Source organism: Variovorax sp. GW823-FHT04B03 (genome assembly GCF_058796495.1).
On record NZ_JBXAIT010000005.1, the window covers coordinates 249,350 to 265,000 of the forward strand.

Below are 15,651 nucleotides of genomic sequence, written 5' to 3' on the forward strand. Positions count from 1 at the left end.
TCAAGGCGCAAAGCGCAGCCGTAGCTTGGGCTACGGCGAGCATTTGCAACGCCGAGGGCGCGTGTCTGTGCGGGATGAGCGGGCATGGCGGGTTCGTTCACACCTTCTCAAGGTTATCGCATCGGCGGCCCGTTCTTGCGCCGCCGTTCATGTCGGCGCGCGGTGCGTGACAGCACCCACCAGGCAAAGCCCAGCGGCACGAACAGCGCCGCCATGGCCAGCAGCACGTGCAGCAGGTCAGTGACCATGGCGCAGGCCGCAGCGCGCGAGGTGATCGCGCCAGCTCATGAGCCGACCGATCTCACCCGAAGGCACGCATTCGATGAGCCGGTGCAGCACCTCGGCATAGCGCGCGGTCGGGAAACGGATCATCAGGCGCACGCAGGGCGCATCGCTTTCCTGCGAGCTGCAGGCATGCAGCAGCGGCTCGCAGCGCACCACGCCGGCCTCGGCGCAGGCAGCGATGCTGCGGCGCACGCGCAGCGCGTCGGCGCAGCAGACGGTGACGTCGAGCACATGGAACTGCGTCGTGCGCGGCGCGATCGGACTTCGCACGACGGCGACAGAATGTTCACGGTAGGCGGCATAGGCCATGGTTGTTTTCTCCTCAACGCACCGTCGAAGAAGCATCGAGCGCCAGGTTCAGCGCCAGCACGTTGACGCGCGATTCGCCCAGCACGCCCCACAGCGGCGACTGGGTGTTCTTCGCGATCAACGCGTTCACCTGATCGATCGGCACGCCGCGTTCGCGCGCCACGCGGGCGGCCTGGTAGTGCGCGGCGGCGGGGCTGATGTCGGGGTCGAGCCCGCTGGCCGAGGCCGTGACGAGGTCCACCGGCACCGGCGCGGTGTTGCCCGGATCGGCCGCGCGCAGCGCTTCGACGCGTGCCTTCACGGCGTCGGCCAGTGCGGGGTTCAGCGGGCCCTGGTTGGAACCACCCGAGGCGCTCGCGTTGTACGGCTGCGGCGCGGTGGCCGACGGGCGGCCCCAGAAGTGCTTCGGGTCACTGAAGTTCTGGCCGATGAGCGCGGAGCCCACGGGCTTGCCGTCGCGCATCACCAGGCTGCCCGCCGCCTGCGCGGGGAACATCGCCTGCGCGGCGCCGGTGACGACCGCCGGATAGAGCAGGCCGGTGAATGCGCTCAGCAGTGCGAAGAGCACGAGTGCGGGGCGGACGATGCTGCCGTTGTTGTTTTTCATGATGAAGAACTCCTCAGACCAGATGGACTGCAACCAGCAGCCAGTCGATCAGCTTGATGCCGATGAAGGGAACGAGCAACCCGCCCAGGCCGTAGATGGCGAGATTGCGACGCAGCAGCGCGGCGGCGCCCACCGGCCGGTAGCGCACGCCCTTGAGCGCCAGCGGAATCAGGAACACGATGACGAGCGCGTTGAAGATCACCGCCGACAGGATGGCCGACGACGGGCTGGCCAGGCGCATCACGTTGAGCGCGCCCAACTGCGGGTAGGTCGACACGAAGATCGCCGGAATGATCGCGAAGTACTTCGCCACGTCGTTCGCGATCGAGAAGGTGGTGAGCGAGCCGCGCGTCATCAAGAGCGCCTTGCCGGTCTCCACCACCTCGAGCAGCTTGGTCGGGTTGGAGTCGAGGTCGACCATGTTGCCGGCCTCCTTCGCGGCCTGCGTGCCGCTGCCCATGGCCACGGCCACGTCGGCCTGCGCGAGCGCGGGGGCGTCGTTGGTGCCGTCGCCGGTCATCGCGACCAGCCGGCCTTCGGCCTGGTACTTGCGGATCAGCGCGAGCTTGTCCTCGGGCGTGGCCTCGGCCAGGAAATCGTCCACGCCGGCCTCGGCCGCAATGGCGGCGGCCGTGAGCTTGTTGTCGCCCGTGATCATCACGGTCTTGATGCCCATGCGGCGCAGCTCGGCAAAGCGGTCGCGGATGCCGGTCTTGACGATGTCCTTGAGCTCGACCACGCCGAGCACGCGGTTGCCTTCGGCCACGGCCAGCGGCGTGCTGCCGCGGCGTGCCGTTTCTTCGGCGGCGCGCAGCATCTCGGCCGGCACGCTGCCACCCAGCGATTCGACATGGCGGCGCACTGCGTCGACCGCGCCCTTGCGCAGCACGATGGCGTCGACGTCCAGGCTGTTCGGCGCGGCCGGCAGGTCGACGCCGCTCATGCGGGTCTGCGCGGTGAAGGGCACGAACCGCGCGCCTTCGACCGACGCCGCTTCGAGGCCGTCGCGGCGCGCCAGCTCGACGATGCTGCGGCCCTCGGGCGTTTCGTCGGCCAGCGAGGCGAGCATCGCGGCGCGCGCGAGGCGGCCCTTGGGCACGCCGGGTGCGGGCAGGAAGGCACTGGCCTGGCGGTTGCCGTGCGTGATGGTGCCGGTCTTGTCGAGCAGCAGCACGTCGACGTCGCCGGCGGCTTCCACCGCGCGGCCCGAGGTGGCGATCACGTTGGCCTGCATCATGCGGCTCATGCCGGCCACGCCCACGGCCGAGAGCAGTCCGCCGATGGTGGTCGGGATCAGGCACACGAGCAGCGCGACCAGCGCGGTGAGCGACACCACGGTGCCCGCGCCCGCGGCCTCGACGCTGAACACCGAGAACGGCAGCAGCGTGACGGTGACCATGAGGAACACGATCGTCAGTGCGACCAGCAGGATGGTCAGCGCGATCTCGTTCGGCGTCTTGTGGCGCTTGGCCGCTTCGACCATGCCGATCATGCGGTCCAGGAACGACTCGCCGGGGTTCACCGAGATGCGCACCACCAGCCAGTCGGACAGCACGCGGGTGCCGCCGGTGACGGCCGAGAAGTCGCCGCCCGATTCGCGCACCACGGGCGCCGATTCGCCGGTGATGGCGCTCTCGTCGACCGAGGCCACGCCTTCGATGACCTCGCCGTCGAGCGGGATCACGTCGCCGGCTTCGACCAGCACGACGTCGCCCTTGCGCAGGTTGGGCGCCTGCTCGGGCAGCCACGGCGCGCCGTGGTGCGGCTGCTGCTGGTCCTTCAGCTTCTTGGCCCAGGTGTCCTTGCGCAGGCCGCGCAGCGAGGCCGCCTGCGCCTTGCTGCGGCCTTCGGCCAGCGCCTCGGCGAAGTTGGCGAACAGCACGGTGAACCACAGCCAGATGGTCACGGCCAGCACGAAGGCAGGCTGCATGCCGGTGTCGCCCGGAAAGCTCAGCGCATGCACCCACAGCAGCGTCGTGAGGATGCTCCCGATGTAGACGATGAACATCACCGGGTTGCGCCACTGGGTGCGCGGGTTCAGCTTGGCGAAGGCGCCCCACAGCGCGGGCTTGACCAGCGCTGCGTCGAACAGCGAGAGGGAAGTTTTGGTTTTGGCAGTCATGGTGCGCTCCTTCTTATTTCCAGAGCACGAGGTGTTCGACGATCGGCCCGAGGGCCAGTGCCGGCACGTAGTTGAGCAGGCCGACCAGCAGCACGGTGCCGATCAGCAGGAAGACGAACAGCGGGCCGTGCGTGGGCAGCGTGCCGCTGGTGACGGGCAGGCGTTTCTTGGCGGCCAGCGCGCCGGCAATGGCGAGCACCGGCACGATCATCGCGAAGCGCCCGAGCCACATCGCCAGGCCGAGCAGGCCGTTGTAGAACGGGGTGTTGGCCGACAGGCCCGCGAAGGCGCTGCCGTTGTTGTTGGCGGCCGAGGTCAGCGCATACAGCACCTCGGAGAAGCCGTGCGCGCCGGGGTTGGCGATGCCGACCTTGCCCGCACCCGCGCTCACCGCCAGCGCCGTGCCCGCCAGCACCAGGACCGGCGTGACCAGGATGGCGATGGAGATCAGCTTCATCTCGCGCACCTCGATCTTCTTGCCGAGGTACTCGGGCGTGCGCCCGATCATCAGGCCCGCGATGAACACCGCGAGCATGGCGAACACCAGCATGCCGTACAGGCCGCTGCCCACGCCGCCGAAGACGACCTCGCCCAGCTGCATCAGCACCATGGGGACCATGCCGCCGATGGGGGTGAGCGAGTCGTGCATGGCGTTCACCGCGCCGCACGAGGCGGCGGTGGTCACGGCGGCGAAGAGGGCCGAGGCGTCGATGCCGAAGCGCACTTCCTTGCCTTCCATGTTGCCGCCGCTTTGCAGCGCGCTCGCCACCTGGTCCACGCCCAGCGGGCCCAGCAGCGGGTTGCCGGCCTGCTCGGCCGGTGTGACGGCCAGCACCGCCACCACGAACAGCACCGTCATCGCCGCGAGCACGGCCCAGCCCTGGCGCAGGTCGCCGACCACGCGGCCGAAGGCGAAGCACAGCGCCGCCGGAATCAGGAAGATCGCCAGCATCTCCAGCAGGTTGCTGAACGCCGTCGGGTTCTCGTAGGGATGCGCCGAGTTGGCGTTGAAGAAGCCACCGCCGTTGGTGCCGAGCATCTTGATCGCTTCCTGCGAAGCGACCGGGCCCATGGCCAGCGTCTGCGTCTGGGTGGTGGCGTCTTCCATCACGGGCGCGCCCTTGTCGTCCTTCAGCGGCTGGCCGTCGGGGCCGTTCTTCGGCTGCTGGAAGGCCGTGGCTTCAACCGTCTGCACGCTCTTGTAGGCGTCGAAGTTCTGGATCACGCCCTGCCCTGCGAGGCACAGCGCGAGCACGAACGAGATCGGCAGCAGCACCCACAGCGTGACGCGCGTCACGTCGGCCCAGAAGTTGCCGACCAGGCCCTTGCCGTCACCACGGCGCGCGAAGCCGCGCACCAAGGCGAAGGCGACCGCGATGCCGGTGGCGGCGGACAGGAAGTTCTGTACCGCCAGGCCGAGCATCTGCGTGAGATAGCTCATGGTCGACTCGCCGCCGTAGCCCTGCCAGTTGGTGTTGGCGACGAAGCTCACCGCGGTGTTGAAGGCCGAGTCGGGCGACACCGCGCCCATGCCGGCCGGGTTGAACGGCAGCCCGCCCTGCAGGCGCTGCAGGGCATAGAGAAAGATCGCGCCGATGGCGTTGAACGCGAGCAGCGCCAGCGCATAGCGCAGCCAGTGCATCGACTGCTCGGGCTGCGTGCCCGCGAGCCGGTACAGCGGCGCTTCGATGCGCTGCATCCAGCGCGGCACGCGCTCGGCGCACAGCGCGGCCAGCAGCTTGCCCAGCGGCCAGGCCAGCACCAGCAGCGCGCCGAGAAAAAGGGCCAGCAAGACCCAGGCCGAGGTTTCCATGTCAGAACTCCTCGGCGCAGATCAGCGCGAACACCAGGTACGCGAACAGGACCACGGCGACCAGCGCGCCGAAGCCGTACAGGACTTCGAGGCCGATCACGATGCATCCCCCGGCGTGCGCGTTGCATCAACGCCCGCGTGCGGCTTTTGCGGCCCTTCGAGCCGGTTCAGCCCGACGACCATGGCCGCCACCACGACCCACAGCGCCAGCAAGGCGCCCATCCAGACGATGTCCATTCATCACTCCTGCAAACAAGATGAAAGGAGTCTCGGCAGGCGTGCGTAAAACCGGGGGAAAGAGTGGGTGGGGGGCCGTAAAGAAAGCGTAAAAACGCGGGCAACGCAGAGGGTGAGGCCCGCCTGGTGCGTCGCGTCGAATGTCTCGGCGAGCTCCAGCAAGGGAGCCGGGCCCATTCAAACAGCCGAAGCTGTTGCCGATGGAACTGCCCTGTCAGTCCACCTGCCAGGGATACCCGATCTCGGCGATGTCATTTCCGAGCGACGCCATGTCGAGGTCGGGATTGAATCGCCGGACGAGCGCGTCGCTGAGCGGTTGGTGCCGATAGATCGCCTCGACATCGCCCAGGTCGAGGTCGCGTTCGTAGTAGTCAGCCGCGAATTCGACGTACTGCTCGGGCCAGCCGGCGAGGACGGCAAGCAGCTCGGCGGAGCCATCCGGATCTTCACCCGGCGGAAGCTCGACCGGTCCGCAAGTCCAGCGTTCTTCATGGCTCAGGCGCCAGAGACAGAAGGTGCTGTCGCTGGTCGTGAACGCCGGCTCTTCCAGCAGGTTGGCGCGGAACTCCGCCGGCAGCCGTTCGAAGATTCCGGGCCATGGCGTCCCCGGCCGGAATGCCGGAGCCTCGTGCGCAAGCCCGTGAAGCGCGACGCCGGCCTGGCAGAAGATGGCAAACCAATGATCGCCCGAACCATTGCGCATCGATGCCATCGCCGCCTCATCCGACCACGCGGCGTTGAACGCGTAGTACCGGTACTCCCACTCCGGCGAGAGCATGGCGTCGAGCATTGCAAGAGACTGGGTCAGTCGCTTCAACGTCGGAATGTCTGGAAGCGCCTTCAGGTTTCTCGTCGAGAGGGTCATGCGGGGGCGAAGTTGGTTGGGGGATGAACGCGCATGCTATCTGCCGATCGGGTCGGGTGCATGTCTGCCGCCCGGACACTACAGCGCACAGGTTCAGTTCCGCTACACCCCGGACGGAGGTCCTGCCTATGACTTCTACGACCCGGTGGTCATGGACGTGGAGCGCTGATTCGGGCGAGCGACAGGCTCAGTGCGCCATCCACCGCCCGTCGTCACGCCGGCTCAGGAAGTAGCCGGCGCGGGCGGCGCGCGGGTCGTCGGCTGATTTTTCGTTGACGATGTCCATCTCGGCCCGCGCGATCAGCCAGGTGCCGCCCTGCTTGCCGTTGGACCATTGGAAGCGGTGGAAGCGCGCGTCGGAGCCGATGTAGAAGGTGTGCTGCAGCGGCGACGCGCCGTAGTTGCGGAACGCGGTGACGGGAATCTGCTGCGTCTCGCGGGCGCTGCCGCATCCCGCCAACCCCGTCGCAACGAGAAGCGCCGCGACCCCAAGGGCCGCGACGCTGCCGCGCGAAAGAACCCGCGCGGTGCCCATGGCCCGGGTCAGCGGCCGAAGCCGCGGTTGTACGAACCCACGGCGGAGTTGTAGTAGCTCACGATGTTCTTGTACGTCGACGGGAACTTGCTGTCCTTGAACGTGCGCCATTGGCCGATCATGTTCAGCAGGCTGCCGTGCAGCGACTCGTAGTTGTAGTTGGGCGCCTTGCCTGCTTCCCCCTTGGCCTTGGCTGCGGCCTTGGCTTCTTCGAGCGCCTTGGAGAGTTCTTCCAGCGAGGCCTGCAATTCGCTGGCCGCCGCATCGACCTTGGCGACGGCGTCCTTGTTCTTCAGGCCGTCGATCTGGTCGAGGCCGTTGACGAACTTCTTGGCCACCGCCATCGAGGCGAGCGTGTGGTAGTTGAGCATGTCGCCCTCGGCCTTGAGCTTGGCCATGCGTTCGGTGCGCGACGCCTCCTGCACGCGGTCCAGCTCGCCGCCCAGCGTGTCGATGCTGGCCAGCAGGCCCTTGAAGGCGGCGTTCATGTCGGCGTCGGCCGCGCGGCCCTTGACCCACTTGTCTTCGAGAAAGCTCTTGGACCGGTAGTACGGGTCCATCGGCGTCCAGACGGCGACGAGCTTCTCGCCCGTGGCCACCACGCCGTCGACGGCCGCGTCGAGCGCCGCGTCGCCCGAACCGTCGGCGCGCGCCTTCTTCAGGTCGTCCACGATGGACTGCACATCGGAAGGGCTGCCATAGAACGAGTTCCCGCTCGGCGACTTGCCGTTCACGTTCATCTGCACGTAGCTCTTGTACTTGGCACCCACGCTGCGGTTGTCGTCGATGAGCCGGTTGTAGCCCTGGCTGTAGGTGGTGCGGGCCGCGGCCTGCACGCGGGCCGGGTCCTTGGCGGGCTGGGTCTTGCCCGATGCGGACGGCGATGGCGAGGCCGCCGCCGGCGTCGGCTTGTTGTCTTCCTTGCAGGCCGCGAGCACGGCGCAGACACAAAGGCTCAAGGCAAACAGGCGCGTGCGCGCCGATCGGTTGTTGTGCGCAGTCATGGCGCTCTCCCTCGGTTGTGGTTGTTCGGTGCCGCGCCCGTCGATGAAGGCCATCGTTCGCAGCGGCAACAGGTGCGGAAAATGATAGCCAGCACCACCGCGTCCGATCGTCGCGAACGCGCGAAAAACGCCTCGCGCGCCGAACTAAATTGTGAGGATTCGCTTCAACGCACGGCGCTGGAAATCAGAGCGTGCGTTCGAGCTGCCAGCTTTGGTACTTCAGGCTTACCACCGCGCCGATGACGATGCCCGCGATGGCCGGCAGGCTCGCGATGCTCAGCGTCGACAGCGCACTCAGGCCCTGCCCGATGGTGCAGCCCATGGCCGTGACGCCGCCGATGCCCATGAGCACCGCACCCGTCGCGTGGTGCGCGAGGTCGCCGGTGCCGGCGAAGCCTTCCCAGCGGAATTCGCGCGACCACAGCGCATGCAGCGCCGCGCCCGCCACCACGCCGGCCACCGACACGATGCCCAGCGTGAGGCGCTTGTTGGCATCGCTGTAGAACATGAGCCAGTCGAGCGCGTAGGCCACCGGCGTGACGAAGCTCAACGCTTCGGCGCGGCCGGAGTTGGTGGCGAGGAACACGTGCTCGAGCGTGAGCGGATGCTCCTCGACCACCGCCCAGTGGCCGCTGAGCCACCACGCGCCGACGACCAGCGCACCGATCAGCATGCCGCCGACGAGACTGCGCACGTCGCGCGTCTCGCGGCCCCACGCGGCCCACACCAGCAGCGCACCGCCGAGCACCAGGCCGAGCGCGAGACGCAACGAGGCCGCGTTCATTTGGAACGACGCGGCCAGCACATCGGGCAGCGACGCATTCATCGCCAGGTCGATGTGCACCGCATCGACGGTCGCGACGCGCAGCACCGCGGTGATGCCCTTCAGCGTGGCGAAGGCCGACACGCCCATGAGCACCAGCACCACCAGCGCCTTGAGGTTACCCCCGCCCAGACGCACCAGCGTCTTGTTGCCGCAGCCCGAAGACAGCACCATGCCGACACCGAACAGCAGGCCGCCGACCAGCGCGGCGAGCCAGAGGATCTGGTGCGAGGCATAGAGCGTGCGGTCGGCATCGACGAGCCCCGCGAACACGAGCACCGAGAAGCCGATGAGCGCCACGCCGCCGGCCGCGGCCCACTGCTTCACGCGGGTCCAGTCGCCCAGCGCCACCACGTCGCTGATCGCGCCCATGGTGCAAAAGCGCGTGGCGCGCGCGACGGCGCCGAACACCGCCGACAGCACGAAGGCCGCCACGAGCGCGAGCGTGGTGAGAAGGGAAAGCTGCGCGATGGACATGCCCCGATTCTAGGGAGCGACCCCGCGCGTGCGGGGCCCCATTCAGCCCAGGCCGGGGTTCGGCGCGATGTTCTTCAGCACGGGTTCGTCGAGCCGGCGCGTGGTCACCACCTTGCGCGACTTCAGCCACGGCTCGATGACTTCCCACACCGGCTTGTTGCCGGCGGTGCGCGCCTCTTCGCTCACGGGCGCCCAGCCCGCGACCTTGTAGCTGCGGTTGGCATCGATGGGCTTGCCGCCCAGGCGCATGTCCTGGATGCGCTGGCCCATGGCGGCGGTCGGGTCGCAGGTGTACTGCAGCCCGCCCACGCGCACCATGTCGCCGCCCTGCTGGTAGTAGGGGTCGGGGTTGAAGAGGTTGTCGCAGACGTCTTCGAGCACGGTCTTGAGCGTCTCGCCGGTCATCTGCGTGACGGTGGCGTACGAATACGTGGTGGCCGTCATGTCCATCAGCCACTCGCGCGTGATCGCCTGGCCGGGCAGCAGCGAGGTGCCCCAGCGGAAGCCGGGCGAGAAGGCGATGGGCGCATCCTGCACTTCCATGAGCGCGTCGAGCAGCAGCTGGTCGCCGGTGCCGTTGAAGTTGCCGCGCCGGTACAGCGCGCCGTCGGTGTGGGCCAAGGTTTCTGCCAGCTTGGCCTCGTAGGGCGCGCGCACGCGGGTGATGAGCGCGTCCATCTCCTTGTCGGCCGGAATGAGGTCGGAGAACACGGGCAGCAGGCGGTAGCGGAAGTCGCTCACCTTCTTGCCCTTGACGTCGAAGTCGATCACGCCGAGGAACTTGCCGTTGGAGCCGCCGTTGACCACGATGGTCTTGCCGCCCGCGTTGCTCACGAGCGTGGGCATGGGCGTGCCGTCGTGCGTGTGGCCGCCCAGGATGGCGTCGATGCCGGTGACGCGGCTGGCCATCTTCAGGTCGACGTCCATGCCGTTGTGCGACAGCACCACCACCACCTGCGCGCCCTTGGCGCGCGCCTCGTTCACCACGCGCTGCAGGTTGTCGTCCTGGATGCCGAAGGTCCAGTCGGCCACCATGTAGCGTGGGTTGGCGATGGGCGTGTACGGAAAGGCCTGACCGACGATGGCGCAGGGCACGCCGTTGATCTCGCGCATCACGTACGGCTTGAACACCGGGTCGCCGAAGTCGGCGGTCTTGACGTTCTGCGCCACGAACTCGACCTTGCCCGCAAAGTCTTTCTCGATGATCTGCTGCACCCGCGCCATGCCGTAGGTGAACTCCCAGTGGCCGGTCATCACGTCGACACCGAGCAGCTTGCAGGCGTCGACCATGTCCTGCGCGTCGGTCCACAGCGACGTGGCCGAGCCCTGCCAGGTGTCGCCGCCGTCGAGCAGCAGCGCGCCGGGGCGGCTGGCCTTGAGCTGCTTGACCAGCGTGGCCAGGTGCGCGAAGCCGCCGACCTTGCCGTAGCGCTGCGCGGCCTTGTCGAAGTCGAGGTACGTGAGCGCATGCGCCATGCGCGTGCCGGGCTTCACGCCGGCGGCTTTCAGCAGATGCTCGCCCACGAGGTGCGGCACCTTGCCGCGCATGTGGCCGACGCCGATGTTGACGCCCGGTTCGCGGAAGTACAGCGGCTTGAGCTGCGCGTGGCAGTCGGTCATGTGCAGCATCGACACGTTGCCGAAGGCCGGCACGGTGTACATGCCGTCGAGGCCGGCGGCCATGCTGCTGCCGTGGCGGCCCAGGCCCAGGCCGGCGACTGCGCCGGCACCGAGCATCTGGACGAACTCGCGCTTGGAAAGGTTCATGAAGAAGGAAGCCGGGCGTTCAGCGGTTGACGGGAGACTGGGGGTCGAGCAGCAAGCCCATCACGTCGCGGATCTGCTTCTCGTTGAGGATGCCGGAGTGGCCGACGCGCGGCATGTTCGAGCAGGCGTTGTAGGCGCGCGCGTTCCACAGCTTGCCCCAGGTGTATTCGACGATGGGCTTGGACGCGGCGCTGGCCGGGTCGCTCACGCCGCGCAGCTTGCCGTAGTGGTACAGGCTCGGGCCGAGCGTGCCGAAAGAGATTTCTTCCTTCGACATCTGGTGGCAGTTGTAGCAATTGCCGCCGTTGGCGGCGTTGGCCGCGTCGGTCCAGGTGAGGCCGCGGCCGTTCTGCGCGATCTTCTCGCCCTCGCGCCAGTCGCCGACGAACTTGCCGTCGGAGGGCCACCGCACGGTCTTCATGTTGGCGGCCTCGATCTCCTTGGTTCGCTGCTCGTCCAGCGGCTTGCCGCTGGCCTCGGCTTCGCTGCACGCGAGGTTGGCCGGGTCTTGCACGAGGCGGTCGACCTTGGCGATGCCCTGGTCGCGGAAGGAGCGCTGCAGCGCGTCGGCGGTGAGCTTGTCGAGCTCGGCGGCGCTGTCGACGGACGCGCAGCCGAACACGGTGAGTGCGCAGGCCACGGCGGCCAGGCCGAAGAAGTGATCTGATTTCATGGGCGTGGCTCCTTCAGCGCTTGATGGCGGGCGCGGTGGTCTTGCCGCCCTTGCCGTTGACGCCCATGTACACGGCCAGCGCCACGGTCACGTCGCTGGCGTAGCCCGGGTACGGAAAGCGCTGCTGGCGGAAGCAGTCGTTGAGCCGGCGCTGCATGCCCCACAGCTCGCCCGACGACACGCGGTACGCCGGCCAGGCGCCGAAGCCTTCACCGGCGCCGGGGTTCTTCGTGAGGTTGGGCAGGTCTTGCAAACGGATGCGCTTGCCGTCGGCGCCGTGGCAGGTGGCGCAGGCAAAGTCGTGCGGGCCGGCGCGCAGGAAGAACAGGCGCTTGCCCACTTCGTAGGCGCGGCGCTCGCTCGCATGCGACTGCGGCAGGTTCAGCGGCAGGCCTTTCGATTCGGCCGAGATCCACGCCACCAGCCCCTCGAGGTTCTTCTGCTCGCCCTGGCCGAACGGCGTCTTGGCGATGGCGGCGGCGTCGAAGCCCTGCAAGGTTTCCATGCAGGTGAGCAGGCGCGACTCCATGTCCTGCACGCGGCCGGTGTCGGGAAAGTAGCGCGGCAGTTCGGCGAACGCGCCCTTCACCACGCCCGGTCCCTTGCCGAGGTCGCACTTTTCCATCGACGCGCCCTTGGGACCGCGCTTCTGTTTCCAGAGGTCTTCGCCCTTGGCCTCGAACAGTTCGGCGGGGTTGCCGTCCTGCAGCAGCGCGCGGTACTCGGCGATGCCTTCGGCCGTGGTCTTCTGCGCCGCGGCGGGCAGTGCGATGCTGCCGGCCAGCACCAGCAGGCTCAGGCATGTGGTTGTCCTCATGGGGCCGCCTTTTTTTCTCGTGGGGAACACAACACGCGAGCGAGCGCCCGCGTGGGCGAAGAAAGCGTCAGCTGACGGTGGCTTCGTCGGTGCGGGTGTCGCCGCGGTTGTCCTTCCAGGTCACGGCGATCTTGTCGCCGGCCTTCGCGCCCTTCAGCGTGAACTGCATGAAGGGGTTCTTCGACACCGCCGGGCCCCAGTCGGCCGTGAGCACGGTCTTGCCGTTGAGCGAGGCCGTGACCTCCTGGATGAACCAGGCGGGGATGGTCTTGCCGGCGGCGTCCTTGCGCTGGCCGGTTTCCATTTCGTGCGCCATGAGGATGCGCACGGTCGTCTTGTCGCCCGCGGCCTGGGCGCGGATGCGCATGGGATCTGCCATGGTGGTCTCCTTCTTCTCGTCGTGTTCTGTGTGTGAAGCCCGTCGCTCAGCCGCCGCAGCCGCCGAGCGTGACCTTGACTTCCTTCTTGGCGAAGAGCGCCTTGCCGTCGTTCATGACCGCGATCGCGTACACGTCGGACGACTGGCCCAGCTTGGCGCGCGTGGTGAAGTTCGACTCGACGAACTCCGAGGTGTTGAAGATCGCGACCACGGCGTTGGGGTTCTTCTCGACCAGCAGCATGAGCTGCTTCACGCCGGGCAAGGCGGTGGCCACGCTGAGCGGCACCACGGCGCCGTTCTCGGCGATGTCGGGGCCGGTGATGGTGACGTCCTTGCTCTCGGTGGGCGCGCCGATGACACCCACGGCCTTGAGCGCGTCGGCCACGCTCTTGGCGTCGAAGGCGTCTTTCGAATACGCGAGGGCGGTGGCGGGAAGCCAGCCGGCGGTGGCCGCCAGGCCTGCGAGGGCGGCGGACTGCGTGAGCATCTGTCTGCGGTTTTTCATGGGGTTGTCTCCTGTCGAATCATGGTCCGGCGCTGTCGGCGAGCCAGCGTGCGATGGCCTTGGCATCATCGTCGCCGAGGGTCTGCGGCGGCATCGGGATCGCCCCCCAGACACCGGTGCTGCCTGCCTTGATCTTCTGCAGCAGGTGGTCGGTCTGGCCGGGGTACTTCTTCGCGATGTCCGAGAAGGCGGGGCCGACGAGCTTCTGCGTCATGCCGTGGCAGGCGGTGCAGCTGTTCTTCTCGAGCAGTGCCACGGGCACCTTCGGTGCCGCGGCCGGTGCGCTGGTCTTCACGGCGGCGGCAGCGGGCGCTGCGGTGGCGATGCCGCGCTGCGCACCCACCAGCCGGTTCTGGTCGGCGAGGTTGCCGTGGCTGCCGCGTGCATGCGGCGGCAGTTGCGCGACGGACGACGCCGCCGGCACGCAGTCGCGCATGCAGGCCAAGGCCGACACGTCGGGCTTCGTCGCGCGGCCGAACTCGCTGCCGGGCCACATCGCGTGCGCGGTGGTGCCGCCGTTGCGGTTGGGCATGCGGGCCTGCACCTCGCGGATGTTCTTGTCGGACAGCGTGAAGTTGTCGGGCACGATGCCGCCGAGGTTCAGCATGTAGGCGGTGACGGCATACACATCGTCCGGCGTCAGCGACTTGGGCTGGTTCCACGGCATGGCGCGGTACACGTAGTCCCACACGGTCGACAGGCTCGTGACCTTCATCAGCGTGGTGCGGCCCGGGAAGGCCGGGTCTTTCAGGCGCGCGACGTGGCCGCTCTTGATGTCCTCGGCCGTGGTGCCGCCGACGATGGGGCTGAACACCTGGTTCGATTCGCCGAACACGCCGTGGCACGAGGCGCACTTGCCTTCCCACAGGTCCTGCCCGCGTGTGACGGAGCCCGAGCCGGGCGGCAGGCCCTTGAAGTCGGGACGCACGTCGATGTCCCACGCGGCCACTTCCTTGGGCGTGGCGTCGCGGCCGATGCCGGCATAGCCTGCTGTCTTGGGCTGCGCCCATGCGGCTGCACCGCATGCGAGAACGAGCAACAGCAGCGCGCGCTTAGGAAAGCTGGACATTCGCCACCTCCCCGTTCGCCTGCACCTGCCACGACTGGATGGCGTTGTTGTGATAGATCGAGCGCGTGCCGCGCACCGCGCGCAGCTGCTTGTAGCTGGGCTGCACGTAGCCGGTGTCGTCGATCGCGCGGCTCTGGATGATCGCGGGCGTGCCGTCCCACACCCAGTCGATGTTGAAGCGCGTGAGGCACTTCGACAGCACGGGCGATTCGAGCCGCGCGGTGCGCCAGTTGCGCCCGCCGTCCACGCTCACGTCCACGCGCTTCACCTTGCCGCGGCCCGACCATGCGAGGCCGGTGATGTTGTAGAAGCCCTTGTCGAGCAGCATCTGCCCGCCCGAGGGCGTGGTCACGACGCTCTTGCATTCCTGGATGCTGGTGTACTGGCGGTGCTGGCCGTCGGGCATGAGGTCGACGTAGTGCACGGTCTCGTCCTTGGCGCCGTAGGGCTGGTCGCCGAGTTCGATGCGGCGCAGGTACTTGACCCAGCTCACGCCCTGCACGCCGGGCACCACGAGCCGCAGCGGGTAGCCCTGCTCGGGCCGCAGCATCTCGCCGTTCTGGCCGTAGGCCACGAGCACCTCGCCCGAGCGGATGAGGCTCATGGGAATGGTGCGCGTCATCGACGAGCCGTCGGCGCCCTCGGCCAGCACGAAGCGCTCACCCTTGAGGTCGGCGCCCGCCATCTCGAGCAGCGTGATCAGCGGCACGCCGGTGAACTCGCTGCACGACAGCATGCCGTGCGTGTACTGGGCCGTCGGCACGGCGACGTTGCCCCACTCCATGCCGGTGTTGGCGCCGCACTCGATGAAGTGAAAGCGCGACACCGAGGGCAGGCGCATCAGCTCGTCGAGCGTGAAGACCTTCGGCGTCTTCACTAGGCCATTGACCATCAGCCGGTGCTTGGACGGATCGATGTCCCACCAGCCCTGGTGATGCCGCTCGAAGTGCAGGCCGCTGGGCGTGACGATGCCGAACAGCGACTGCAGCGGCGCGAACGACACCGAGGCCTGCGCGGTCGGCGTGAGCCCCGGGCTCTGGCGGCGCTGCACATTGGCTTCGTACTTGGAAGGCTTGCCGTAGCCGTCGGTGACCACCGGCTGGCCGAGGCCCGTGCTGTGCGCGGGCAGGTTCAATATGGCGGGGTCGCCGTCGCCCACGGCAGAGCGCGATTGCGCGAGCGCGGACGACGTTGCTGCTGTGCCTGCAACGGCTGCCGCGAAGGCGTTGCGGATGAAGTCGCGCCGCCCTTTGCCGGCTTCGGCGAAGACGGCGCGCACGCCCTGCGCGTCGAGAAAGTTCTCGGGTGCCTTGCGCACCTGCCCGGTCTGCTGGATGCTGCCGCTCATCGCGTCGCGTCCGTGG

General features: G+C 68.1%; 18 protein-coding genes. All 18 read right to left on the reverse strand.

The features are described 5' to 3' along the window. Window positions 1–113: 113 nt before the first annotated feature. On the reverse strand, window positions 114–248 hold the full coding sequence (locus AC1RAD_RS22155) for a hypothetical protein (protein WP_301179194.1): 135 nt from the start codon (window positions 246–248) through the stop codon (window positions 114–116). Next, window positions 238–594, reverse strand: coding sequence for a hypothetical protein (locus AC1RAD_RS22160; RefSeq protein ID WP_492737211.1), 357 nt, complete (start codon window positions 592–594; stop codon window positions 238–240). The genes AC1RAD_RS22155 and AC1RAD_RS22160 overlap by 11 nt, the downstream gene beginning before the upstream one ends. Window positions 595–607: 13 nt before the next feature. Beyond that, window positions 608–1,201, reverse strand: coding sequence for a potassium-transporting ATPase subunit KdpC (gene kdpC / locus AC1RAD_RS22165; RefSeq protein WP_492737213.1), 594 nt, complete (start codon window positions 1,199–1,201; stop codon window positions 608–610). 13 nt (window positions 1,202–1,214) lie between these two features. Beyond that, window positions 1,215–3,323 carry a potassium-transporting ATPase subunit KdpB gene (gene kdpB / locus AC1RAD_RS22170; RefSeq protein WP_159274791.1) on the reverse strand — a complete coding sequence of 703 codons (2,109 nt, stop codon included), beginning with the start codon at window positions 3,321–3,323 and terminating at the stop codon, window positions 1,215–1,217. Window positions 3,324–3,336: 13 nt separating this feature from the next. Then, complete coding sequence (gene kdpA / locus AC1RAD_RS22175; RefSeq protein WP_492737215.1) at window positions 3,337–5,136, reverse strand: potassium-transporting ATPase subunit KdpA; 1,800 nt, start codon at window positions 5,134–5,136, stop codon at window positions 3,337–3,339. Between the two features lies 1 nt (window position 5,137). Beyond that, the gene (gene kdpF / locus AC1RAD_RS22180) at window positions 5,138–5,236 is read right to left on the reverse strand and encodes a K(+)-transporting ATPase subunit F (RefSeq protein ID WP_056576794.1); all 99 of its coding nucleotides are present in this window, start codon (window positions 5,234–5,236) and stop codon (window positions 5,138–5,140) included. Next, on the reverse strand, window positions 5,233–5,373 hold the full coding sequence (locus AC1RAD_RS22185) for a hypothetical protein (RefSeq protein ID WP_167395072.1): 141 nt from the start codon (window positions 5,371–5,373) through the stop codon (window positions 5,233–5,235). The genes kdpF and AC1RAD_RS22185 overlap by 4 nt, the downstream gene beginning before the upstream one ends. A gap of 214 nt (window positions 5,374–5,587) precedes the next feature. After that, the gene (locus tag AC1RAD_RS22190) at window positions 5,588–6,238 is read right to left on the reverse strand and encodes a hypothetical protein (RefSeq protein ID WP_492737217.1); all 651 of its coding nucleotides are present in this window, start codon (window positions 6,236–6,238) and stop codon (window positions 5,588–5,590) included. A gap of 187 nt (window positions 6,239–6,425) precedes the next feature. Beyond that, complete coding sequence (locus AC1RAD_RS22195) at window positions 6,426–6,773, reverse strand: hypothetical protein (RefSeq protein ID WP_447747874.1); 348 nt, start codon at window positions 6,771–6,773, stop codon at window positions 6,426–6,428. An 8-nt stretch (window positions 6,774–6,781) separates the two neighbouring features. Next, on the reverse strand, window positions 6,782–7,777 hold the full coding sequence (locus AC1RAD_RS22200) for a DUF3829 domain-containing protein (protein WP_159279562.1): 996 nt from the start codon (window positions 7,775–7,777) through the stop codon (window positions 6,782–6,784). 184 nt (window positions 7,778–7,961) lie between these two features. Then, a complete protein-coding gene (locus AC1RAD_RS22205; RefSeq protein ID WP_492737219.1) occupies window positions 7,962–9,077 on the reverse strand; it encodes a YeeE/YedE family protein in 1,116 nt (371 codons plus the stop codon). Window positions 9,078–9,119: 42 nt separating this feature from the next. After that, window positions 9,120–10,844: a thiosulfohydrolase SoxB gene (gene soxB / locus AC1RAD_RS22210; protein ID WP_492737221.1), complete on the reverse strand. Its 1,725-nt coding sequence runs from the start codon at window positions 10,842–10,844 to the stop codon at window positions 9,120–9,122. Window positions 10,845–10,863: 19 nt separating this feature from the next. Continuing rightward, window positions 10,864–11,517 (reverse strand): sulfur oxidation c-type cytochrome SoxX, encoded by a 654-nt coding sequence (soxX, locus tag AC1RAD_RS22215; RefSeq protein WP_095747116.1) that lies wholly within the window; start codon window positions 11,515–11,517, stop codon window positions 10,864–10,866. 13 nt (window positions 11,518–11,530) lie between these two features. Then, on the reverse strand, window positions 11,531–12,334 hold the full coding sequence (soxA, locus tag AC1RAD_RS22220; RefSeq protein ID WP_095747117.1) for a sulfur oxidation c-type cytochrome SoxA: 804 nt from the start codon (window positions 12,332–12,334) through the stop codon (window positions 11,531–11,533). Window positions 12,335–12,401: 67 nt separating this feature from the next. Beyond that, complete coding sequence (gene soxZ, locus AC1RAD_RS22225) at window positions 12,402–12,713, reverse strand: thiosulfate oxidation carrier complex protein SoxZ (protein WP_172438442.1); 312 nt, start codon at window positions 12,711–12,713, stop codon at window positions 12,402–12,404. A gap of 46 nt (window positions 12,714–12,759) precedes the next feature. Continuing rightward, complete coding sequence (gene soxY, locus AC1RAD_RS22230; protein WP_492737223.1) at window positions 12,760–13,218, reverse strand: thiosulfate oxidation carrier protein SoxY; 459 nt, start codon at window positions 13,216–13,218, stop codon at window positions 12,760–12,762. A 19-nt stretch (window positions 13,219–13,237) separates the two neighbouring features. After that, window positions 13,238–14,287: a c-type cytochrome gene (locus AC1RAD_RS22235; RefSeq protein ID WP_492737225.1), complete on the reverse strand. Its 1,050-nt coding sequence runs from the start codon at window positions 14,285–14,287 to the stop codon at window positions 13,238–13,240. Continuing rightward, window positions 14,271–15,635, reverse strand: a complete 1,365-nt coding sequence (soxC, locus tag AC1RAD_RS22240; protein WP_492737227.1) for a sulfite dehydrogenase — start codon at window positions 15,633–15,635, stop codon at window positions 14,271–14,273. The genes AC1RAD_RS22235 and soxC overlap by 17 nt, the downstream gene beginning before the upstream one ends. Window positions 15,636–15,651: the final 16 nt, after the last annotated feature.